Below are 22,208 nucleotides of genomic sequence, written 5' to 3'. Positions count from 1 at the left end.
TGCGGGCTGACGTCCACTCCATCTTTTCGAACCCACATATAGTGTACGGTAAGACAATAACTCACCGAGAGGGGATACGAAAGATGGGTTATTACGGAGGAGTAGGCGTAGGCTGTGGAAAACCCGTGGGCGTAGGTACGAGCGTAGGCGCAATTCTGGTTCTGTTCATTCTGCTGGTTATCATTTCCCGCGCATTCCTGTACTAATTCCTTATAAGTTCCGTCGGCCGGATTAACGGCCGTAAGCGTAGATGAACAAACTTCAGGCGGCTTGCAGCCGGGGTTTGTTCTTTTTTTTATGCGTTTTTTCCTTCCGAAACGTGTAAGTAAGGTGGAGGTCTTCTTTGAGGCCCGCATTCCAAAATCAAGGAGGTACCGCCATGTATAAGGATCTGGAAGGAAAAACGGTTGCTATCACGGGAGCGTCCACGGGGATAGGAAGAGCGGCCGCCGTCCGTTTCGGTCAAGAGAAAGCGAATGTCCTGATCAATTACTTGACCCATGAAGAAAGCATTCCCGCCTTGATCGAAGAAGTGGAAGCCTCGGGCGGCAGAGCGCTGGCGCTCCGTGGAGACGTGACGAAAGAAGAGGACGTGAAGAAGCTGGTCGAAACCGCCCACGAGCACTTCGGATCACTGGATGTGATGATCAATAACGCCGGAATCGAGAATGAAGTTCCTTCTCAAGAGCTGTCCGCCGCCGATTGGCGCAAAGTGCTGGATGTGAACCTGACCGGTGCGTTTCTCGGCAGCCGCGAAGCTATCTCCTATATGCTGAAGCATGAAATCAGAGGGGTCGTTATCAACCTTTCAAGTGTGCATGAAATGATACCGTGGCCGCATTTCGTCCATTATGCGGCGAGCAAAGGCGGCGTCAAAATGATGACCGAAACGCTGGCGCTGGAGTTTGCGCCCAAAGGAATCCGGGTCAACAATATCGGGCCGGGGGCTATCGACACGCCCATCAACGAAACGAAATTCGCCGACGAGCAGGCGCGCGCCGGCGTGGAAGCCCTTATTCCGATGGGATATATCGGCAAACCGGAAGAGATTGCGGCCGTAGCCGCCTGGCTGGCATCGTCGGAGTCCAGCTATGTTACCGGCATTACGCTGTTCGCGGACGGAGGGATGACGAAATATCCGTCGTTCCAAGGAGGAAGAGGCTGACAGAGAGGAGAGAACTTAATTGAACAAAACATGGTGGAAAGAAAGTGTCGTGTATCAAATTTATCCGTCCAGCTTCAAGGACTCGGACGGAGACGGCCGAGGAGACCTTCGCGGGATCATTTCCAAGCTGGATTATCTTGCGGAGCTGGGCGTCAACGTCATCTGGCTGTGTCCCGTCTACCGTTCGCCGGGTGCGGACAACGGCTATGATATCAGCGATTACTACGCGATTGATCCGCAGTACGGCACGATGGAGGATTTCGACGAGCTGCTTCTGGAAGCGCGCAAGCGCGGGCTGAAAATCATGATGGATCTTGTGCTGAACCATACCTCCGACCAGCATGCCTGGTTTAAAGAAGCGCGCTCTTCCCGGGATAATCCCAAACGCGACTATTACATCTGGAGAAAGGGGGCAAAGGGGCTTTTTCCGAACAACTGGGAGTCTTATTTCAGCGGAAGCGTCTGGGAGCACGACCCGGAGACGGACGAGTATTACATGCATCTGTATTCGAAGCATCAGCCCGACCTCAACTGGGAGAACGAGGCGATGGTCGACGAGCTGTTCCGGATGGTGCATTGGTGGCTCGGCAAGGGAGTCGACGGTTTTCGCTTCGATGCCATCGCTCATATCGTAAAAGCGCAGGGGCTGCCGGATGCCGATAATCCCAAGCACTTGCCCGTTGTGCAGGCTTATCAGCTTTTTTCCAATCTGGAAAAGGTACATACGCTGCTGCAAAAGCTTCATGACCGGGTGCTGTTCGATTATGACATCATGACGGTAGGCGAAACATCCGGACTGGGTCCGGAGCAGGCGCTGGATTACGTGGGGGACGAGCGCCATGAGCTGAACATGGTTTTCCAGTTCGAGCATATGAATCTGGATGCGGCTTCCGCCGGTACGGGCAAATGGGAGTCGAAGCCATGGACTCTGCCGGAGCTGAAAAAAGTGATGAGCCGCTGGCAGACGGTCCTTCACGATAAAGGCTGGAACGCCAATTATCTCGGCAATCACGATCAGCCCCGTCCCGTTTCGAGGTTCGGAGATGACGGCCGGTACCGGGTGGAATCCGCCAAAATGCTGGCCACGTTTCTCCTGACGCTGGAGGGGACCCCGTATATTTTTCAAGGAGAAGAAATCGGCATGACCAATGTCGCGTTCGATCTGATCGGCGATTACCGCGATGTGGAAACGATCAATTACTATAAGCAGGCGGAGCTGCTCGGCAAGCCCCAGGACGAAATCATGAAAGCCATCTGGAAAAAAAGCCGGGACAATGCCCGCACCCCCATGCAGTGGGACGATACGGCGAACGCCGGATTTACGACAGGGGAGCCGTGGATCAAGGTCAACCGGAATTACCAAGAGATTAACGCGGCGGCAGCGGCAGCCGATCCCCATTCCATCTACCACTATTACCGGAACCTGATCGCGCTTCGCAAAAAGCACCCCGTTGTCGTTTACGGCGAGTACAAGCTGCTGCTTCCGCTGGACACGGAAATTTATGCGTATACACGGACGCTGGACGGGGAGAAGCTGCTGGCGGTTCTGAACTTTTTCGACGGAACGCCGGAGTTTACATGGCCGGATGAGCTGGGAGAGGGGGAAGACGCGGAGCTTCTCATTTCGAATTACGATCCCGTCTCCGGTGAAGATACCCGCGTCCTCAAATTGAGGCCCTATGAAGCCAGGGTTTATCTGCTCGGGTAAGGGGAGCGTTTTATCGGCATAGACAAGTTCTTTGACCGGATGTTATGATGAACAGAACACAATCGAATATGGTAAAAACAGGTGCGGAGCCCATTCGAACGGATCAGACAGTCCTTAAGAACAGGGTTCGGCTTAAAACGGGAAGTTCGGTGAAAGACCGACGCGGACCCGCCACTGTAAGGAGCCCCCTGCAATCGCAGGGGAAAATTTTTTTCGGCATTAACGTCACTGGATTTTCCGGGAAGGCGCCGAAGAAAGCTCTGAGCCAGGAGACCTGCCTGTTTGAATAACACTAGATAACCTACGAGGATTTAGGGAGGTGTTGAGAACGGCTGAATCTGCTGCCAACGGCGGCTTGCCGGACGTGGGCGTACAAGACTGCCCGTGACCGGCGGACTGTGCGGGTTGGAAGCATATGCGGGATATTCCCGCTTAATGGCTCGAAAGTTCGAAGCATTTCTATCCGAGGAGGATAGAAATGCTTTTTTTATTGTCCGCACGAGATGGAGAGGGCAAACGGCAGGTACGCCTGCAAGGGCACCGCCGTGCATATACAAGGTCCGCCTGTACGACGCATGAAGGCCGGACCGCACGATAACGGCTGCACAGCGGAACGCTGCAGCTTTCTTTACAGGGAAGAGGAGGAATGGGAATGGCCGGTAAACTGCTTATCATCGGATTTGGCCCCGGAGACGAAGCCCATATTACAAAACGCGCACGCGAGGCGATTTCGGAAAGCGAAGTCATTATTGGCTATAACACTTACGTGGATCTGATCCGCAGCCTGATCGACGGCAAACAGGTCGTGCGTACGGGGATGACCGAGGAAGTAAGCCGCGCGCAGGAAGCCGTCAGACAAGCGGAGGCGGGGCACAAGGTGGCCGTTATATCGAGCGGCGATGCGGGCGTATACGGCATGGCGGGTCTCGTTTACGAGGTGCTGATCGAGAAAGGCTGGAAGCCGAGCAATGGCGTGGAAGTCGAAATCGTACCCGGCATCTCGGCGATCAACTCATGCGCTTCGCTGCTGGGAGCGCCCGTGATGCACGACGCGTGCACCATCAGCCTCAGCGATCACCTGACGCCGTGGGATCTCATCCGGCGCAGAGTCGAGGCGGCCGCATCCGCCGATTTCGTCATCGCGCTGTACAATCCGCGGAGCGGGAGGCGAACCCGGCAGATTGTGGAGACGCAGCAGATTTTGCTGAAACACCGCTCTCCGGATACTCCGGTGGGTATCGTCAAAAGCGCCTACCGCGACAGGGAGCACGTCGTGCTGACGACGCTTGCCCAGATGCTGGAGCATGACATCGGTATGCTCACCACGGTGATCATCGGCAACTCCGCCACCCGCAACTATGAGGGGCTCATGATTACGCCGAGGGGCTATCAGCGTAAATACACGCTGGACAGCGATATCCAGCCCCTGCGTCCTCACGAGCGTCTGCGGCGTGAGGCCGAGCCGTGGGCTCTGGAGCAGGAAGACGAAACCGGCACGGAAACTGCATCGGCCCTGACGGAACAGTCCGGTGCCGCTTTGCGGTCCGCGGAAGAGCGGGAAGCCGGCGGCACCGTCCTGCCGTCCTTCTTCGACGATGACGAATACGGGGACGACGGTTACGGCGAATACAGCCCGGAAGCCGAGGGAACCGGCACTACCGACGACTACGACCGTGAAGATTTGCCGGTCCGTATTCAATCGGCCGGGACAAGGTCCGCGTACGATACGCCGGTGGCTTCGAAGGCCGGGGAGTACGGAGATTCGGCGGTTGCGGTCGCCGTCCGTCCGCCTGCCGCACCTGCGGCTTCCGTCGGGACTCCGGCTCCGACCGCTTTTGAGCTTGCGGAAGAAGCGCTCCGTCTCGTGACGGGCGAGCGCGGCGGGGCTTCTTCCTCCGATTCCCCAAGCGGGTTTTTCCGCCAGCAGGCTATTCTCGAGTTCGCCGTCAGCCCCGGACTTGCGAACAAAAACCTCACAGCCAAACAGCTGATGGTCCTCGCGGATGCCGTCGGCGATAAAGGAACGATGGAATATACGCCCCATCATCAGCTGCTCGTCAAGCTGCGGACCGATGATCCCGATTCCGTAACGAAGCGGCTTCGCGGCGAAGGGCTTCTGCTGGCTCCGGTCGGCGATGTGGTCCAGATCAAAGCCTGCGACTTCTGCAATATGGATAAGGGCGACGCCGTGCCGTATGCGGAGGAGCTTCACGGTCTTCTGGGCGGGGCGGCCGTACCCAAAGAGATGAAAATCGGTTTCAACGGCTGCGGAATGGCCTGTTACGGCGCGGTGAAGGAAGATATCGGCATCGTGTACCGCCGGGAGAAGTTTGATTTGTTCCTCGGAGGGAAAACCGTCGGCCGCAATGCCCACGCGGCGCAGCCCGTTGCGGAAGGCATCGAGCCGGACAAGCTGGTCGAGACCATAGAGCGGATCGTCGCCAAGTATCAGAACGAAGGGCACCCGAACGAACGGTTCCACAAGTTTTTTGCCCGCGTAAAAGAGCTGGAGGGCTACCGGCACCGGGAAGTCCCCGCTTTTCAAATCGAAAACGCTTTGTGCGGAGATTAACGATCCCGTAATAAGAGGCTTCATTCAAATACAGGTATACAAAAAAGGAGGCAGAACCGATGGATGCGGTACTGTTTGTAGGTCACGGAAGCCGTGACGCGGAAGGGAACAGCGAGGTCCGGGCGTTTGTAAGCCGGCTCGCCGAAACGATGGAGCAGGCCATTATCGAAACCTGTTTTCTGGAGCTTGAAAAACCGACCATTCCGCAAGGGATACAGACTTGCGTCAACCGAGGAGCCACACGGATTGCCGTGGTGCCGATCATTTTATTTTCCGCCGGTCATGCCAAAATTCATATTCCGGGTGCCATTGACGAAGCGAAAGAGCGTTACCCGGGCGTGCAGTTCATTTACGGACGGCCTATCGGCGTACATGAGGGTGTAGTGGACATCATGACGGCAAGATTGGGCGGGGCGGACCGGTTCCGTGAGGAAACGCCGGGGGATACCGCCGTGCTGGTTGTCGGACGCGGAAGCAGCGATCCCGATGCGAACAGCGAGCTGTTCAAAATTTCCCGCCTGCTCTGGGAAAAGCTTCAGATTCCCTGGGTGGAAACGGCATTTATCGGCGTAACGGCGCCGCTTCTGGAAAACGGCATCGAACGCTGCCTGAGATTGGGCGCGAAGAAAGTCATCGTGCTTCCGTATTTTCTTTTTACGGGGATTCTGATCAAACGGATGGAAGGCATGCTGCTTGACTTCTCCCTGCGCTATCCCGATTGTACGTTCGAGATGACCGATTATTTCGGCCTTGATCCGATTCTCGGCGGCATCCTCCGCGATCGCGCGGGCGAGGCGCTTCAGGACGAGGTAAAAATGAACTGCGATATGTGTTCCTTCCGTTTGGAAGCGATGAAACATATCGATCATCACCATCATCACGACCATGATCATGATCACCATCATGACCACCATCACCACCATGACCATGAGCACGATCACGGACATGAACACGAAAACGAACACGTTCAAGGACATGCGCACGATCATGACCACAGCCATGAGCAACATGCGCACAGTCATGAGCATGACCATAGCCATAATCACGACCATGAGCGGCAGGCGCATAACCACGAGCACAGTCATGCGCACGATCGCGAAGACGGCCACGCGGACGGCTGCCGTGCCGCAGGCGAGGCCGACGATGCCACAGGCGTCGAAGCGGCGCAGTCTGCGGCAGCGTCCCCTGCGGCGGGCCCTGTAGCCGCAGGCACGACCACCAGGGAGGGCGGACGATGATCCTCCTCCTGGCCGGGACGAGCGACGCCCGCGAGCTCGGGGTGCTGCTGGCGCAGGCCGGGCACCGCGTGCTGGCGACGGTCGTCACCGACAGCGCCGCCAAGAGCCTGACCGACGCCGGCCTCGCCGCCGCCGTCGGACGCCTCGACGCCGAAGCCCTGGCGGCGCTCATCCGGCGCGAAGAGGTCTCGCTCGTCGTAGACGCGAGCCATCCCTTCGCCGAGGAAGCTTCGCGCAACGCCATGGCGGCGTCGAAAGCGGCGGCTGTGCCGTACGTCCGCTACGAACGTGAAGGGTCGGACCTGTTGGTCCGGCCCGGCATCGTGTTTGCGGACGATTACGCGCACGCCGCCGAGCTGGCGGCCGTGCGCGGCGGCGTTGTCATGCTGACGACGGGCAGCAAGACGCTGCATATTTTCGCCCGGCGTCTTGGCGGGCTGCCGGACGTGAGGCTCGTCGCCCGCATGCTCCCGCGTCTCGACAATATGGAGAAGTGCGAGGAGCTGGGGATCGAGCAGCGCAATATCGTGGCGATGCAGGGGCCTTTTTCCAAGGAGCTTAACAAAGCGCTTTATGCGCATTACGGCGTGACGCTGATGATTACCAAAGAAAGCGGAAAAGTCGGCGCGGTGGACGAGAAGCTCGAAGCGGCTCTGGAGATGGGGATCGAGACGATCGTGATCGGCCGTCCGGGCCTGGAATACGGCATTCATTTTTCCGATTATGAGGGCGTGCTGAAAGCGGCCGCCGATCTTTTGCAGGAGGTATCTACCTAATGGACTTTCGTACCGAATTTAAACCGCTGACGGTTCAGCCGCAGGAAATAGAAGCGAAAAGTTTTGAAATGATTACGGAGGAGCTGGGTTCTCACGACTTTACCGAGGAGCAGTACCCGGTTGTCCAGCGGGTCATTCACGCATCGGCCGATTTCGAGCTGGGCCGCAGCCTTGTTTTTCATCCCCGTGCCATAGAAGCCGGGATTGAAGCGATCCGCGCGGGACGCACGGTCGTGGCGGACGTTCAGATGGTGCAGGTGGGGATCAGCAAACCCCGCATCGAGAAATTCGGCGGCAAAGTCAACGTCTACATATCCGACCCCGATGTGATGGAAGAGGCCAAAAGGCTGAACACGACGCGCGCGATTATTTCGGTCCGCAAGGCGATCCGTGAAGCGGAAGGCGGGATTTTCGCCATCGGGAATGCTCCTACGGCTTTGCTTGAGCTGATCCGTCTGGTCAAGGAAGGCGAAGCGCGTCCGGGGCTTATCGTAGGCGTTCCGGTCGGTTTCGTATCCGCAGCGGAATCCAAAGAAGAGCTGCTTCAGCTCGACGTGCCGTTCATTACGAATATCGGCCGCAAAGGAGGCAGCCCGGTCGCGGTGGCGGCAGTCAATGCGCTGTCTCTGATGGCAGAGAAGCGGGGGTAAGCTTACGCCTATGGAAGAGCAGGCAGCCAAACCGCTCCGCCACGGCTACACGACAGGCTCCTGTGCCGCGGCTACGGCCAAGGCGGCTCTGACCGCGCTGATCGAGCAGGAGCTGCAAAGCGAAGCGACGATCCGGCTGCCAATCGGGGAGGTCGTCACGTTTACGATGACGGCCTGTTCGGTTGGAGAGGAATCGGCTTCGGCCGAGACGATCAAAGACGGGGGCGACGACCCCGATGCGACTCACGGCGCCCGGATTATTACCGAGGTAAAGTGGCTGCCGGAACCGGGGATCGTCATTGACGGCGGAATCGGAGTAGGCCGGGTCACGAAACCGGGTCTGCCCGTTCCGGTAGGCGAGGCGGCGATCAACCCCGTTCCCCGCAAAATGATCCGGGAAGCGGTAGAAGACGTCCTGAACGTTTACGGTTCCGACCGCGGCGTTCAAGTAGTCGTTTCCGTTCCGGACGGGGAAGAAATCGCGAAGAAAACATTGAACGGCCGTCTGGGGATCATCGGCGGCATTTCTATTCTGGGAACGCGGGGAACCGTCGTCCCTTTTTCCACGTCGGCCTACAAAGCAAGCGTGGCCCAGGCGATCCGGGTCGCCGTACGCTGCGGCTGCGAGCACATCGTGCTTTCGACCGGAGGGCGCTCGGAGAAGTTCGGCATCGACCTGTATCCGGGGCTGCCGGAAGAAGCTTTTGTCGAGATGGGAGACTTCGTCGGCTTCGCCTTGAAACAGTGCCGCGGCCAAGGCGTGAAGAGGATTACGCTCGTCGGCATGATGGGCAAGTTCTCCAAGCTGGCTCAGGGCGTCATGATGGTTCATTCGAAAAGCGCCCCGGTGGATTTCGGGTTTCTGGCCGAGCTGGCCGAAGCGGCCGGCGCGGATGCGGAGCTCATCGACGAGGTGCTCTCGGCCAACACGGCCTCCCAGGTAGGGGACCGGATGCAGGAGCTGGGCCTGACGGCTTTTTTCGAGGAAATGAGCAGCCGCTGCTGCCGGGAAGGCTTGAAGGAAATGGGGCTGGAGCAGGCGGCGCGGGAGAAGGACGAGAGTGTCACGATTGAAACGTTCCTGATCTCCATGAAAGCCCAGCTTCTGGGTCAGGCTGTTTTATACGGAAAGGGGAAAGACAAGTGAACAAACCTATTAAAGTGATCGGGATAGGGGACAACGGGGCGGACAGCCTGCTCCCGGCGTACCGGCAGTGGATCGAAGAAAGCGAGGTGCTGGTCGGAGGGGAGCGGCATCTGGCTTTTTTTCCGGATTACCGGGGGGAAAAGCGGGTGCTGAAAGGTGGCCTGTCGGCATGGATGGATCAGCTTGCGGCAGAGGAGCGGACGGTTGTCGTATTGGCATCGGGCGATCCCCTGTTCTACGGCGTCGGCTCCCTGCTCGCTCGTAAGCTCCAGGTGGAGCTGTATCCGTACCTGAGCTCGCTCCAGCTTGCTTTCGCCCGGATGGGGGAGAGCTGGCAGGACGCGCACGTCGTGTCCCTGCACGGCCGCAGCATCAAGGGCCTTGCCCAGCGAATCGACGGCAGGCCGAAGGTAGCGCTGCTGACGGACGAGCATAATACGCCGGCCGCTATAGCCGCTTATCTGCTCGAGTACGGGATGACCGAATACCGCGCTTTCGTAGCCGAGAATGCCGGGGGCGCCGCCGAGCGCACGGGCTGGTACGAGCTGGAGCAGCTTGCACGGACGGAGTGCGCTCCGCTTAACCTGGTGGTGCTGAAGCGTACGGGACCTTCACCGGTTTGGCCGCTCGGCATTCCCGATGAGCAGTTCGCCCAGCGCAAGCCGGACAAAGGGCTTATCACTAAACGCGAGGTACGCGTGCTTAGTCTTGCCCAGCTTGCTCTCCGGCCGGACAGCGTGGTGTGGGACATCGGCACCTGTACCGGCTCCGTTGCCATCGAAGCGGGAAGAATTGCCCGCGAGGGAGCGGTTTTTGCCATAGAAAAAAACGAAGGAGACCTCGCCAACTGCCATGAAAATGCCCGGCGTTTCCGGGTCGATCTGACGGCCGTGCACGGAAAGGCGCCTGAAGGATTGGAGACGTTCTCCGATCCCGATGCGATTTTTATCGGCGGTACCGGCGGAGAGATGAGGGAGCTCCTGCGCATTTGCGCTTCGCGGCTGAAGAAAGGGGGCCGCATTGTGCTCAATGCCGTCACCATCGAGAATTTAAGCGACGCGATGCGCGCTTTTGCCGAAGAAGGGATGCGGACGGACATCCAGCTTCTCCAGATTTCGCGGAGCAAGCCCATTTTGCAGCTGACGCGTTTTGACGCGCTGAATCCGGTCTATATCTTGACTGCCGTGCACCCTCCCGAAGAGAACACGGATACATCCGACATACCTGTAGAAAAAGGAGACGCAGCCACATGAGCGAATATGCAGCAAGCGATACCCGTGCGACGGGTGCAAGGCAACCCGCGGATCACGCGGAATCGAGCGCAACGGGGACCCTGTACGGGCTTGGAGTCGGTCCCGGGGATCCGGAACTTTTGACCGTTAAAGCGTTCCGCATTCTCAAGCAGTCCCCGGTAATCGCGTACCCCCGCAAAAAAAGCGGTGCCCAGAGCTACGCGCTGACGATTGCCGAGACTTACGTCGATACGACGGCGAAGGAAATGCTGGGGCTGACTTTTCCGATGACGAAAGACCGGGAAGCCCTTGAAAAAAGCTGGAACAAGACGGTGGATGCCGTATGGGAACATCTGGCCGAGGGCCGGGATGTCGCGTTTCTTACGGAGGGCGATCCCATGCTTTACAGCACGTTTATCCATATGATGCGCTTTCTCAAGCAGCGCCATCCCGAAGCGAAAACCGTATCGGTCCCGGGAATTTCTTCCGTCAACGCCTCCGCATCCCGGCTCGGCATACCGCTGGCCGACGGAGACGAGCGGATCGCCATCGTTCCGGCAACGGACGATTACAAGGCGGTCCGGGAAGCGATCGAAGAGCACGACTGCGTCGTGTTTATCAAGGTGGCGAAAGTGATCGATCTTATGCTGCAGGTGCTCGGGGACCTTGGTCTTACGGACAAAGCGGCCGTGCTCACGAAAGTGACGTCCGCCGAAGAATCCGTCTGGCTGGATGTGCGGGAACTCCAGGGCAGGCAGCTTGAATATCTGACTCTGATGGTGGTGAGAAAATGAGCCGTGTGGTTATTATCGGCGCGGGGCCCGGAGACCCCGATCTAATCACGGTAAAAGGACTTCGCCTGTTACAGGAGGCCGATGTCGTCCTGTATACGGACTCACTTGTTAACGACGACCTGATCGCCCGGGCCAAGCCCGAGGCTGAGGTGCTCAAAAGCGCGGGCATGGAGCTGGACGAAATGGTCGCCCTTATGATCGCGCGGGTACGGGAAGGAAAGCTGGTCGCGCGTGTACATACGGGCGATCCGGCTGTATACGGTGCGATTATGGAGCAGATGACCCTGCTCAAAAAAGCGGACGTTCCCGTAGAAATTGTTCCGGGCGTAAGCTCGGTATTCGGCGCCGCCGCCGCGCTTCAAGCGGAACTTACGATCCCGGACCTCACCCAGACGCTTATTCTGACGCGGGCAGAGGGCAGAACGCCAGTGCCGGAAGCCGAACAGCTCCGTGACCTGGCCAAGCATCACTGCACCCTGGCTTTGTATTTAAGCGCAACTCTGGTCAAAAAGGTCGTCGGAGACCTGCTAGAGGCGGGCTGGAGCAAGGATACGCCGGTAGCCGTCGTTCAGAAAGCAACCTGGCCCGATGAGCTGATTGTCCGTACGACGGTGGAGAATCTGGAAGCGGATATGCGGAGCAACGGCATCCGCTCCCATGCCATGATTTTGGCGGGCTGGGCGCTGGACCCTCATATCCACGATAAGGAATACCGCTCCAAGCTGTATGACAAATCGTTTACCCACCGCTACCGCCGCGGGGTGAAGCCATGATTTCGCTCCAGGAAGGAATCGTCCCGGAAATCGGGGTACGGTCCGATTACGCGGTTGTCGCCATCACGAAGCACGGGGTGGAGCTTGCCCGCAACTTGCTCCGGTCTTTCGGCGGCGTGGATGTTTATTACATGAGCAAGTTCGCGCGCGGAGATGAGGACGCTGTCTCTGCCGGGGGCGTGGAGCGTGTATCTTCCTCCGGTGCAGACGGGGGCGGGTCCGCGGGTTCCGGCGAGGCTGGAGCGGAAGCGTCGGTCCGGGCGGAAGCCGCAAATGCGGCAGTATCCGCGGCTGGCACCGCATCCGCCGATACAGCCGCATCCGGGACAGTGCCGGGCGGCAGAGCCGCAGCCAGTGAAACGGCGGCTTCATCGGATGCCGTGAACTCGGGGGCTTTCTCGGGCGGCCAAGCCGTTTCGGTGACAGCCTCCGCAGCTCGTACCGTGCCAGGCGCCCCGGCCTCGGTCGGAGCGGCCGCAGCCAGCACAGCAAGCAGCCCTTACGCGGGCATCCAACTGTTCGAAGGCAGCGTCAGGATGTTATTTCCCGCGTTATTTCCCGCATACAAAGGGATTATCTGCATCATCTCGCTCGGAGCCGTCGTTCGCATGATTGCGCCGCTGCTGCAGGACAAGAAAAAAGACCCGGGCATCGTCGTCATCGACGATAAAGGGGAGCACGTCATCAGCGTGCTGTCCGGACATTTGGGCGGCGCGAACGAGCTGGCCCGTGAAGTCGCCGCCGCGATGGGGGCCCGTGCGGTCATCACGACGGCTTCCGATGTCCAGAAAACCATCGCCGTCGACTTGTTCGGCCGCCGGTTCGGCTGGGAGTGGGAGTCCGCCGACAAACTGACTCCGGTCAGCGCTTCGGTAGTCAACGAAGAGCAGGTCGCCGTCGTCATCGAATCCGGGGAGCCGGGCTGGTGGACTCTGGATACTCCCGTTCCGCCCAACATCCGCAGCTACGGCAGTGTGGAAGAGGCGCTGGAAGCGGGCCCGCATGCGGCGCTCGTCGTCACGCACAGGCTGCTTTCACCGGCGGAGCAGGCGATTCTGAGCAATGGCGTCCTTTACCGGCCGAAGGTGATCGTGCTCGGTATCGGCTGCAACCGGGGAACCCCCGCGGAAGAGATCGAGGAAGTGATCACTTCCACGCTGGACGACCTGGACTTTTCGATCCGCAGCGTGAAGACGGTGTGCACCATCAACCTGAAGGCGGATGAGGAAGGGCTTCTGGCCGTCTGCGGCAAGTACGGCTGGCCGCTTGTCACTTATACGCCGGAGGAGCTGAACGAAATGCCGATGGATCGGCCGTCTCCTACCGTGTTCAAATATACGGGCGCTTACGGGGTCAGCGAGCCTGCCGTCAAAAGATATATCGGCGGCTCCGCCCCCCTGGCCCTTGTAAAGAAAAAATCGGGTAACGTCACGATTTCAGTCGGTATTCAGACATTCGCCGAGGAGCGTCCGCAGTAAATATCGGCACATGGAAAGAGAGGGACAGAGATGGCTGCTGAGCAGGAAAAAGAACCGGGAATTCTTTCCGGAACGGCAGAAGCGTCTGCCGCAGAGTTTGTCCCCGATGCGGACAGTCTGATCGTTAGTCGAGCCAAGCGCCTCCTTATCGCTGGAACGGGCAGCGGTGTAGGCAAAACGACGGTCACGATCGGCATTATGGCCGCTTTGAAAGCAAGAGGCTTGTCCGTACAAGGTTTCAAGTGCGGTCCGGACTATATCGATCCGACCTATCACACCGCGGTTACGGGGCGTTTGTCCCGCAATCTGGACAGCTGGATGCTTCCGGCGGACACCGTACGCGAGATCTACTGCCGGGCCTCCCGGGACGCCGACATCGCCGTCATCGAAGGCGTAATGGGTTTTTATGACGGCAAAAACCCGAAAACGAACGAAGGCAGCTCGGCCGAAATCAGCCTGCTGCTTCATTGCCCGGTCATTCTGGTCGTGAACTGCAAAAGCATGGCGCGCAGCGCGGCCGCGATCGTGAAAGGGTTCCAGCTTCTGGACCCGCGCGTCAGGATCGCCGGGGTTTTCGCCAATCTGGTCGGCAGCGAGGGGCATTACCGGATCGTACGGGACGCTATCGAGCAGGAGTGCGGGGTTCCGGTAATCGGCTATATGCTGCGGGACGAGAGTCTGGCGATGCCGGAGCGTCATCTGGGGCTGGTCCCGTCCATCGGCCGGGGCGAGCTGTCGCCTTTCTTCTCGCAGCTGGCGGAACGCATTTCCGCCCACACCGATTTGGAGCGGCTGCTGCAGGCTGCCGATACGGAGCCGCTGGAGGCGGCTGCCCGGATTTTCCGGCCCCGGGAGGCGGATGGAGGCGGCGCGGCAGCGAAGGCGTCAGGAAGCCCGCTGGGACGTGGAAACGCGGATGCGGCTCCCGAGGGGGCCAGGCCGCCGGAACCACGGGTACGTATCGCCGTCGCCAAGGACGCGGCTTTCCATTTCTACTACCCGGAGAATCTGGAGCTGCTTCAAGCTTACGGGGCGGAGCTCGTTTATTTTTCCCCGCTTGCCGGTGAGGAGCTGCCCGATGGGGTTGACGGTCTTTACCTTGGAGGAGGATTCCCGGAGGAATTTGCGGAGCGCTTGGCGGGGCTTCAGGAGATGAAGCATTCCATTGCCGAGGGCATCGGGGCGGGGCTGCCGACCTTGGCAGAGTGCGGCGGGTATATGTTCCTGACGGACGCGATCGTGGATACTACCGGCAGGCAGTATCCGATGCTCGGTCTCGTTCCGGGCACCGTGACCATGCAGACCAAGCTTGCGGCACTCGGCTACAGGGAAGCGACGGGGACCGAAGGGAATTTCCTGCTCGGTCCGGACGATACGGCGAGAGGGCACGAATTCCATTATTCCGTATTCGAGCCCGCGGCGTCCACGACGCTCCCGCCCGCTTATAAAACGAAAGGAATGCGCGGATCGAAGGAAGAGGGGGCGCTTAGCGGCAGCCTCGTATCGGGGTATACCCATCTTCATTTCGCTTCCAATCCGGACATGCCGCGCAGATGGATAGAGAAGTGCCTTCTTTTCCGCAACATGCGGGACAGCCTTGATTAACGGGCCTAACCGATATTCCGGATAATCCTCGTGCCTTGTTCAAAATGAGACGTTTGCAGGTGAAAGAATCCGGAATGATCCAAAGGAAGGAATTAATAACGTTCCAGAGCAATGAGAAACTCATAACTTTTTTGGAGGTGCACCATACATGACTACAGCCGCAGCATCCATTCTGGACCTGCTGAACAGAAGGCGGGCCGTGCGCGGGTATACCGGACAGCCCGTTGAGGAAGAAGCTATCCGGACACTTTTGAAAGCAGCCGTCAGCGCCCCCAATGACAGGCTCAGGGAGCCGTGGCATTTCTATGTCATCCAAGGAGAAGCCAAAGCGCGCTACGAGGGTGCTGCCGAAGCTTTTTTGACGGAAAGATTTCCGACCAAGCCGCATCTGGTGGAAGAGACGATGAAGGCCGTCAAGGGCGTTCCGCTCGTCATCGTGGTGACGTCCGACGTCATACCCGGCGACGAACCTTCCAGCCGCGACAACGAATATGCGGCCGCCTGCGCGATTTACGGCATGTGGCTCACGGCCGAAGAATTGGGTCTGGGCCTTGTTTGGCGGACCCGCGGAGTGGGGCTGGTCCATGACGGCCGTATGCACGAATTTATCGGTTCACCGGAGAACCGGAAGGTCGTCGGAACTCTTTTTATCGGCTATCCGGCAGAACCCGCGAAACCTACGGCAAGAACCCCGTATGAAGAGAAAACGACCTGGCTGTAGGTTCCCCCGCGTTGACTTTAAGAGCAAACGGGGTATAATAAAATAAAAATCAATGCAATCAACGCGAAGACGGGAACAAGTAAGCGGTATTCGTTCCGTACAGAGAGCCGGTGGGTGGTGTGAACCGGCGGAACATGCAGGCCGAATGGATCCCCGAGCTTAAAGTGGAACGGAAAGCGGACTAACGACGATGTCCTTGGAACCAGCAGCTTATTTAAGCCGCATGGACCTTTCCCAGTATACGGAAACGGCTTTTCTCCCCGTTATCGGAGACGAAGGTTTGTTCTTTTTGCGGTGCGTGGATTTCGAGTCCGGCCTGCAGCAGGCAAACGAATAAGGGTGGCACCGCGGTCTCTCGTCCCTTCGACGAGAGGCCTTTTTTGCGTTTATTTTCCAATCCAATTCAGATTCAAACAGGAGGTTTTGTCATGAAACGCGTACTCTCGGGCATTCAGCCAAGCGGTCAATTAACACTCGGCAACTATATCGGGGCCCTTCGCAACTTTGTTAAACTCCAGAACGAGCATCAATGCTATTTCATGATCGTGGATCTTCATGCCATCACGGTTCCTCAGGACCCGGCTGCATTGAAAGAACAGACGGAATCGGTAGCGGCGCTATATCTGGCCTGCGGAATCGACCCGTCCAAAGCCAGCGTGTTCCTGCAGTCCTCGGTCAAGGAGCATGCCGAGCTGGGATGGCTCCTGACTACGCTGACTTACATCGGCGAGCTGGAACGGATGACCCAGTTCAAAGACAAGTCGGCCGGTAAGGAATCTGTCGGTGCCGGTCTCTTCACCTACCCTTCGTTGATGGCGGCTGACATCCTGTTGTACAACGCCGGCCTCGTTCCGGTAGGCGAGGATCAGAAACAGCATCTGGAGCTTACGCGCGACCTTGCGGCCCGATTTAACCACCGCTACGGGGATACGTTCACGATTCCGGAGCCGTATATTCCGGAAGTGGGCGCGCGCATCATGTCGCTGGACGACGCCTCCAAAAAAATGAGCAAGAGCAATCCGAACCCCGGCAGCTTCATCGCCATGCTGGATGAGCCTTCCGTGATCCGCAAAAAGTTAAGCCGCGCCGTGACGGACTCGGGCCGCGAAGTGAAGTTCGATCCTAAGAACAAGCCGGAAGTCAGCAACCTCATGGGCATTTATTCCCAATGTGCCGATATGACGGTAGCCGAGGTAGAAGCGAGGTATGAAGGCCAAGGCTACGGCGCCTTCAAAAAGGATCTCGCCGAGGTCGTCGTCGGGGCGCTGGAGCCGATCCAGAACCGTTACCGCGAAATCCGCGAATCCGGGGAGCTTTACGATGTGCTCCGCAAGGGTGCTGACGAAGCGTCGGAGCAGGCGGGAGAAACGATTAAGCAGGTTAAAGAACGGATGGGCTTTGTTCTTCTGTAAAGCATCCGGTCCACGATCCAAGAACAAGCACGCATAAAAAAAGCGCCGCAGCGGCGCTTCGGGTTATTGTTTTCCCGAGGCTTCCCGCTTGCGGCGCATTTTTGCTTTTGTAGCGAAACCGAATCCCATAAAACCGATGGACAAGACGATGAACAGCACGACCAGCAACGGCTCCCTCAGGGCGATGGCGAAGCTGATGCCTGCCAGAAGTAGAGTGCCGATAACGGCAAAAAGTAGTGCGAGTCCGCGACTCATTGAAAATCCCCTGCTTTCAAAGTTTTTTTTGTTTGAGATGCGTATAGAATTTTTCAACCGTCACATACTATCTTTGCAAGCTTGCAAATACATCAAGAATCTTAACTGACCGAAAGGAGTCTGATCCCAATGGGAACTGGACAATCTCGCAGCAGCAACGTACTGGTAGTACCTCAAGCTAACCAAGCTTTGGAACAATTGAAATACGAAGTAGCTCAAGAACTCGGCATTCAAATTCCTCAAGATGGTTACTACGGTTACATGGCTACTCGTGACACTGGCGCGATCGGTGGACACATCACTCGTCGTCTAGTGCAAATCGCCGAGCAGCAGCTGGCAGGTCAAAGCCGCTAATTTGCGGAAACTGTAACACGCAGTCTTCATATGAGCCCGAGGGACTTGTCCCTCGGGCTTTGCTTTGTAATCCCCCGGCTGCAGACACGGCAAAACCGCGCCGTCATTGGCGCGGATTAACCGTTGTCCATAAGTTGTGCTCTATCCCACTCTAATAGCTGTCCACACGGAGCCGCTTCTGAAGACGGTCGTCGCTAAGCCAGCCGATATAGGAATCGAGCGGCTTGTAGCTATGATCCATGAGCAGCACGGCAACGAACGGATACTGCTTGCGGTGCCGGTACCTTACATCGCTCCATCTTACTTCATATCCCCAGGGCTTTTCAATCACCTGCGCGCACGCATGGCCCGAGAAATAAAGGAAAGCCTGGATGTCCTTGTGGCTTTTGGATGCTTCCGCCGCCGGATGGATATCGCATTTGACCTGATCGATCCACCGGAGGTTCCCTTTCCGCAGGTCCCCCAGCGTGTACAGGCCGTCTTCGCCCTGCTTGACCACATTCCACGCAGTTAAACTATAGGTGGGAATGGCCATATATTTATCCCCGGTTTTGTGCGTGGGATCCTGGACCGGCAGCTTCTTTTCCACGAGATAGTGGGCGAGAGTCCGCCATACGTAATAAAGAGCGATCAGCCCGTACAGCACCGGGAAAATCAATGTGGGTTCCGCGGCGTGAACGGCCCACAGAAATATCGCGACAAGGTGAGCGGTAAAAATGAACGGATCGAAAATGTGGATAATGTTCCACGATATCCATTTCTGGTTGAAAGGCCGGAAGGCCTGCGTTCCGTACGTGTTGAACAAATCGGTAAAGACATGAAACGCCACGGCGATCAATACCCACATCCCCAAATGCAGGACGGGCACACCCCGGAAAATAAGGGCGAGAATCCCTGTGATAAGCAGGGTCCAAAGCGCGACGAACGGCAGGGAATGCGAAATCCCGCGGTGATTGCGGATATAGACGGCATTGTTTTTGAACCTGAGCAGGGTATCGAAATCCGGAGCCTGCGAGCCCAATACGGTCCCGATGAAAACAGCGGTCATGACCGAAGGGTTGGAGGCTACGACCGGATCCACCATGGATAAGCCGGCGAGGCCGAAGCCGATGACTAAATGGGTTCCCGTATCCACTGGCTCTCCTCCTAAGCTGGAATTGTCTTTGACGGTATATTATAGTTTACCATGTTCAGTGTGAATTTAAATCAAGCGGAGGGGAAAAAATGAGTAAAGTTTTTGTTGAATACGCCATCCTGCCGGAAGCGCGCGAAGCTTATCTGTCCTTTATGCGGGAGAGGCTCCGGGAGAACGGACAACTCTCCTTATTGGAAGGAACTGACCAGCCCAACTTGTTCGTCGAGATATGGACTCCCGTTTCCCCTGACGAATATACGCGCATGCGGGAAGTCCGTCTCGGGAGCGGAGATCCAGTATGGGAGCGTATGCACCCGTGGATCAAAGGCGGCCGGGAAAAGCTGCACATCTGGCATTTCCGGTCTATAGGTCCGGATGAATAGAAAGGTGCTCCAACTACTTTTCATTAACCGTTAATGACCGGTTAGAACCTGAAAGGGCTTATGGCTTAATCAATCAAAATAAAGCTGCCGGGCAAAAGGAAAGCCCCGGCTGTCTGCCGGGGCTTCGTCCTGTGTCCGTTACCGGGGCTGAATCGGCGTGTTGAAATAGTTAAGCGGCTCGTCGAACGTCGCGTAATCCAGGTTCACCATCAGCAGCAGAAAGCGCATGCCCGTTTTGGGATCGCTAATAATGATGTGATCTCGCCCCGCCGCTTCGATAACGCCGCGGAAAATTTTCGCGTTCCATTCCTTGTTGTTCTCGTACGTCATGTAGAAGGTGCCGACTTTGCCCAGATTGAGCCGCAGAATGTTCTCGATGAACGATTCTTCCAGGGGGAGCTGGCTCGTTTGGCCTCCGCCCGGGACGCCGGTGCCGCCCGATCCCGCTCCCGGAGGAGGAAATTGACCCGGATAAGATGGATAGCCCGGGAATTGTGAACCGGGAAATTGGGTTCCGGGGAACTGGGACCCGGGGTAAGACGGATAGCCACCCTGCGAGGAGCCGGGATAAGACGGATAAGTCGTATAACCGGGAGTTGCCGTACCGTTCGATTTGCTGCCTGGGTTTGAACTGATCGTCATGGGAGTACACCCTCCTTGTAATGCCCATTAGGTTCGCTTCTGCGCCGGCTTTTGCCGGATGGGCGTTTATCCTTACTTAGCATATGGTCTAGGCGCTTGTCTCGTGACACAAAAATAACCTTGAGCCGGCACAAAGCCGTATTCAAGGTTATTCATTAGGGCTACTCCGCGGCGAGAACGAATTTGTATCCGACTCCCCACACGGTTTTGATGTATTTGGGATCTTTGGGATCGACTTCGATCTTCTTGCGCAAATTCGCGATATGTACATCAATGGCCCGTTCCGTTACGAACGAATCGATGCCCCTGATCCGGTTAAGCAGCTCTTCGCGGCTGAACACTTTCCCCTCGTGGAGCCAGAGCAGTTTAATAAGTTCAAACTCGGAGAAAGTTGTTTCCACAGGCGCATGGTTGACGTATAAACAGCGCTTGTCGGTATCCACATGGATGGATGGCGGAGCTTCCCGTGCCGCCGGAGCGGATTTGGCCTGTACGATTTGAGACCGTCTGAGAAGAGCCTGAATTCTGGCGGAAAGCTCCCGCATGCTGAAAGGTTTGCATAAATAATCGTCGGCGCCGATCAGCAGGGCTTTCACGCGGTCGGACACATCATTCTTCGCAGAAACCATGAGGATAGGCAAGGAAGATAGACTGCGGATATCGGCGCACAGCTTCATCCCGTCGGAATCGGGGAGCATGATATCGAGTACGATCAGATCCGGTTCGAATTCCTTGAATAGCCGGAGCCCCGATTGACCGTCCGAAGCGCGTTTTACCGTATACCCGTCTTCCACCAGGTAAATCGACATCATATCCCCAATGCTGTTATCGTCCTCAATGATCAGAATGCTCGACATTAAGGGGGACCCTCCTTGCATGAGGTTGATGAAAATTGTTAGGAAAATGTTTAGGAACCTAAATCTTTTCTAACTGCTTTCTTTAATTTTCCTAAAACGATTAATTTAACTATACTAAATCCGTTTTGTGTCGTCTAGGAAAGAATTCGTCGGGAACGCGGCGGGTCAGTCTGTCCGAATTCGACAATATGATGACAACTCATGCCATTACATTGTCAAACGTTGCCCTGCTTGATATGATGAGTGGGTACGAAAGACAGATGACTCGTTTTTGATGAATTTCTATGGAGGTTGAGATCCTTGGATAAACAATTAGGATACAAGGCTGCTCCCGATACGGTGCTTCACGCGGATCATCAAGCGGAAGTCGGATCGGCGGCGCAGGCTGATGTTCCTTCGGAGCCGGCTACCTGGAAAGATTATTTCGCCCTAACCAAGCCGGGGATTATATTTTCTAATCTGATTACCGCTTTCGGCGGATTCTGGATCGCATCGGCGGGAAACTTTACGATAGACTGGTTTTTCCTGATGATGTACACTCTGCTCGGCACGGCGCTTGTCATGGCTTCGGGAACGGTGCTTAACAATTACCTGGACCGCGACATGGACGCCAAAATGGAACGGACGAAGAAGCGGGCTACCGTAAGCGGCAAAATCAAGCCGTCCGTGGTGCTCGGCTACGGGATTATTCTCGGCATCGCAGGTATCGCCCTGTTGTTTGTCGCCGTGAACCCGTTAAGTTCTCTTCTCGGTTTAACCGGTCTTTTCCTGTATGTGTGGGTTTACACGGCTATTTTCAAACGTACTTCCGTATGGAGCACGTTCGCGGGAAGCTTCTCCGGAGCGGTTCCGCCGGTGATCGGTTACTGCGCCGTATCGGGCAAGCTCGATATGACCGCGCTGATCCTGTTCCTCATTATGTTCCTGTGGCAGCCGCCGCACTTCTGGGCGCTTGGAATCCGCAGGAAGGAAGAATACCGTGCAGCCGGATATCCGCTGCTGCCTGTCGTGAAAGGCAACTACATCACTAAAGTCAGCATGATGCGTTACATCGTCCTGCTTGTGCCGGTTTCCCAGCTTCTCTTCTTCTACAGCGGAGACGCTCACGTTGGACCGCTGTATTTCTTCGCGGCGACGATTATGGGTCTGATCTGGGCCTTTATGTGCTACAAAGGATTTAAGGCGAAGGATGACGACAAATGGGCCAAAGGCATGTTCATTTATTCCGTGAATTACCTGACGCTTCTGTTCTTGATCATGGTGGTCGATTCGACCATTATGAACTTATAAGATAGATTACCCAAACTTGAA

General features: G+C 57.0%; 23 protein-coding genes and 1 riboswitch. Of the genes, 19 read left to right on the top strand and 4 right to left on the bottom strand.

Annotated elements, in window-relative coordinates; genetic code table 11:
* Positions 1-83: 83 nt before the first annotated feature.
* The 16 genes from AC58P5_RS09775 (at position 84) to trpS (ending at position 17,271) form a co-directional block, all read left to right on the top strand.
* Positions 84-206, top strand: coding sequence for a YjcZ family sporulation protein (locus AC58P5_RS09775; RefSeq protein WP_497385941.1), 123 nt, complete (start codon positions 84-86; stop codon positions 204-206).
* Positions 207-379: 173 nt separating this feature from the next.
* Positions 380-1,165 carry a glucose-1-dehydrogenase gene (locus AC58P5_RS09770; protein WP_497385940.1) on the top strand — a complete coding sequence of 262 codons (786 nt, stop codon included), beginning with the start codon at positions 380-382 and terminating at the stop codon, positions 1,163-1,165.
* Between the two features lie 19 nt (positions 1,166-1,184).
* Positions 1,185-2,873, top strand: a complete 1,689-nt coding sequence (locus AC58P5_RS09765; protein WP_497385939.1) for a glycoside hydrolase family 13 protein — start codon at positions 1,185-1,187, stop codon at positions 2,871-2,873.
* 105 nt (positions 2,874-2,978) lie between these two features.
* A riboswitch (cobalamin riboswitch) is annotated at positions 2,979-3,169 on the top strand.
* A 356-nt stretch (positions 3,170-3,525) separates the two neighbouring features.
* Positions 3,526-5,445: a precorrin-3B C(17)-methyltransferase gene (cobJ, locus tag AC58P5_RS09760; protein WP_497385938.1), complete on the top strand. Its 1,920-nt coding sequence runs from the start codon at positions 3,526-3,528 to the stop codon at positions 5,443-5,445.
* Positions 5,446-5,504: 59 nt separating this feature from the next.
* The gene (locus tag AC58P5_RS09755) at positions 5,505-6,683 is read left to right on the top strand and encodes a sirohydrochlorin chelatase (RefSeq protein WP_497385937.1); all 1,179 of its coding nucleotides are present in this window, start codon (positions 5,505-5,507) and stop codon (positions 6,681-6,683) included.
* Positions 6,680-7,459 carry a precorrin-6A reductase gene (gene cobK / locus AC58P5_RS09750; RefSeq protein WP_497385936.1) on the top strand — a complete coding sequence of 260 codons (780 nt, stop codon included), beginning with the start codon at positions 6,680-6,682 and terminating at the stop codon, positions 7,457-7,459. Before AC58P5_RS09755 ends, cobK begins: the two co-directional genes overlap by 4 nt.
* Positions 7,459-8,109: a precorrin-8X methylmutase gene (locus tag AC58P5_RS09745; protein WP_009673181.1), complete on the top strand. Its 651-nt coding sequence runs from the start codon at positions 7,459-7,461 to the stop codon at positions 8,107-8,109. The genes cobK and AC58P5_RS09745 overlap by 1 nt, the downstream gene beginning before the upstream one ends.
* A gap of 10 nt (positions 8,110-8,119) precedes the next feature.
* A complete protein-coding gene (locus AC58P5_RS09740) occupies positions 8,120-9,256 on the top strand; it encodes a cobalt-precorrin-5B (C(1))-methyltransferase (RefSeq protein WP_497385935.1) in 1,137 nt (378 codons plus the stop codon).
* A complete protein-coding gene (cbiE, locus tag AC58P5_RS09735; protein WP_497385934.1) occupies positions 9,253-10,509 on the top strand; it encodes a precorrin-6y C5,15-methyltransferase (decarboxylating) subunit CbiE in 1,257 nt (418 codons plus the stop codon). The genes AC58P5_RS09740 and cbiE overlap by 4 nt, the downstream gene beginning before the upstream one ends.
* The gene (gene cobI / locus AC58P5_RS09730) at positions 10,506-11,282 is read left to right on the top strand and encodes a precorrin-2 C(20)-methyltransferase (RefSeq protein WP_497385933.1); all 777 of its coding nucleotides are present in this window, start codon (positions 10,506-10,508) and stop codon (positions 11,280-11,282) included. Before cbiE ends, cobI begins: the two co-directional genes overlap by 4 nt.
* A complete protein-coding gene (gene cobM, locus AC58P5_RS09725) occupies positions 11,279-12,055 on the top strand; it encodes a precorrin-4 C(11)-methyltransferase (protein ID WP_497385932.1) in 777 nt (258 codons plus the stop codon). Before cobI ends, cobM begins: the two co-directional genes overlap by 4 nt.
* Positions 12,052-13,533, top strand: a complete 1,482-nt coding sequence (locus AC58P5_RS09720) for a cobalt-precorrin 5A hydrolase (protein WP_497385931.1) — start codon at positions 12,052-12,054, stop codon at positions 13,531-13,533. Before cobM ends, AC58P5_RS09720 begins: the two co-directional genes overlap by 4 nt.
* Before the next feature lie 30 nt (positions 13,534-13,563).
* Positions 13,564-15,138 (top strand): cobyrinic acid a,c-diamide synthase CobB, encoded by a 1,575-nt coding sequence (locus AC58P5_RS09715; RefSeq protein ID WP_497385930.1) that lies wholly within the window; start codon positions 13,564-13,566, stop codon positions 15,136-15,138.
* 148 nt (positions 15,139-15,286) lie between these two features.
* The gene (locus AC58P5_RS09710; protein ID WP_497385929.1) at positions 15,287-15,859 is read left to right on the top strand and encodes a nitroreductase family protein; all 573 of its coding nucleotides are present in this window, start codon (positions 15,287-15,289) and stop codon (positions 15,857-15,859) included.
* A gap of 190 nt (positions 15,860-16,049) precedes the next feature.
* Complete coding sequence (locus AC58P5_RS09705) at positions 16,050-16,196, top strand: hypothetical protein (RefSeq protein ID WP_497385928.1); 147 nt, start codon at positions 16,050-16,052, stop codon at positions 16,194-16,196.
* 91 nt (positions 16,197-16,287) lie between these two features.
* Positions 16,288-17,271, top strand: a complete 984-nt coding sequence (gene trpS, locus AC58P5_RS09700) for a tryptophan--tRNA ligase (protein ID WP_497385927.1) — start codon at positions 16,288-16,290, stop codon at positions 17,269-17,271.
* Between the two features lie 63 nt (positions 17,272-17,334).
* Here trpS and AC58P5_RS09695 read toward each other — a convergent pair whose 3' ends face one another.
* Positions 17,335-17,526 (bottom strand): DUF5325 family protein, encoded by a 192-nt coding sequence (locus tag AC58P5_RS09695; protein ID WP_009673090.1) that lies wholly within the window; start codon positions 17,524-17,526, stop codon positions 17,335-17,337.
* A 129-nt stretch (positions 17,527-17,655) separates the two neighbouring features.
* Here AC58P5_RS09695 and AC58P5_RS09690 point away from each other — a divergent pair, with 129 nt between their 5' ends.
* Positions 17,656-17,880 (top strand): alpha/beta-type small acid-soluble spore protein, encoded by a 225-nt coding sequence (locus AC58P5_RS09690; protein ID WP_475714360.1) that lies wholly within the window; start codon positions 17,656-17,658, stop codon positions 17,878-17,880.
* A gap of 151 nt (positions 17,881-18,031) precedes the next feature.
* Here the strand turns inward: AC58P5_RS09690 and AC58P5_RS09685 are convergent, their stop codons facing one another.
* Positions 18,032-19,015, bottom strand: a complete 984-nt coding sequence (locus AC58P5_RS09685) for a metal-dependent hydrolase (RefSeq protein ID WP_497385926.1) — start codon at positions 19,013-19,015, stop codon at positions 18,032-18,034.
* Positions 19,016-19,104: 89 nt separating this feature from the next.
* On the opposite strand from AC58P5_RS09685, the gene AC58P5_RS09680 reads away from it, so the two are divergent.
* On the top strand, positions 19,105-19,398 hold the full coding sequence (locus tag AC58P5_RS09680) for a hypothetical protein (RefSeq protein WP_497385925.1): 294 nt from the start codon (positions 19,105-19,107) through the stop codon (positions 19,396-19,398).
* Between the two features lie 138 nt (positions 19,399-19,536).
* Here the strand turns inward: AC58P5_RS09680 and gerQ are convergent, their stop codons facing one another.
* Together gerQ and AC58P5_RS09670 are read right to left on the bottom strand one after the other, a co-directional pair.
* Positions 19,537-20,040: a spore coat protein GerQ gene (gene gerQ, locus AC58P5_RS09675; protein ID WP_497385924.1), complete on the bottom strand. Its 504-nt coding sequence runs from the start codon at positions 20,038-20,040 to the stop codon at positions 19,537-19,539.
* A gap of 161 nt (positions 20,041-20,201) precedes the next feature.
* The gene (locus AC58P5_RS09670) at positions 20,202-20,897 is read right to left on the bottom strand and encodes a response regulator transcription factor (RefSeq protein WP_497385923.1); all 696 of its coding nucleotides are present in this window, start codon (positions 20,895-20,897) and stop codon (positions 20,202-20,204) included.
* A gap of 300 nt (positions 20,898-21,197) precedes the next feature.
* Between AC58P5_RS09670 and cyoE the strand changes: the two genes are divergently transcribed.
* Positions 21,198-22,187, top strand: a complete 990-nt coding sequence (gene cyoE, locus AC58P5_RS09665) for a heme o synthase (RefSeq protein WP_497385922.1) — start codon at positions 21,198-21,200, stop codon at positions 22,185-22,187.
* Positions 22,188-22,208 lie beyond the last annotated feature (21 nt).

Source organism: Paenibacillus sp. JT31N7, from assembly GCF_059692095.1.
Note: the sequence above shows the minus strand (reverse complement) of the source record. Positions and strands in the feature narration are given on the sequence as shown.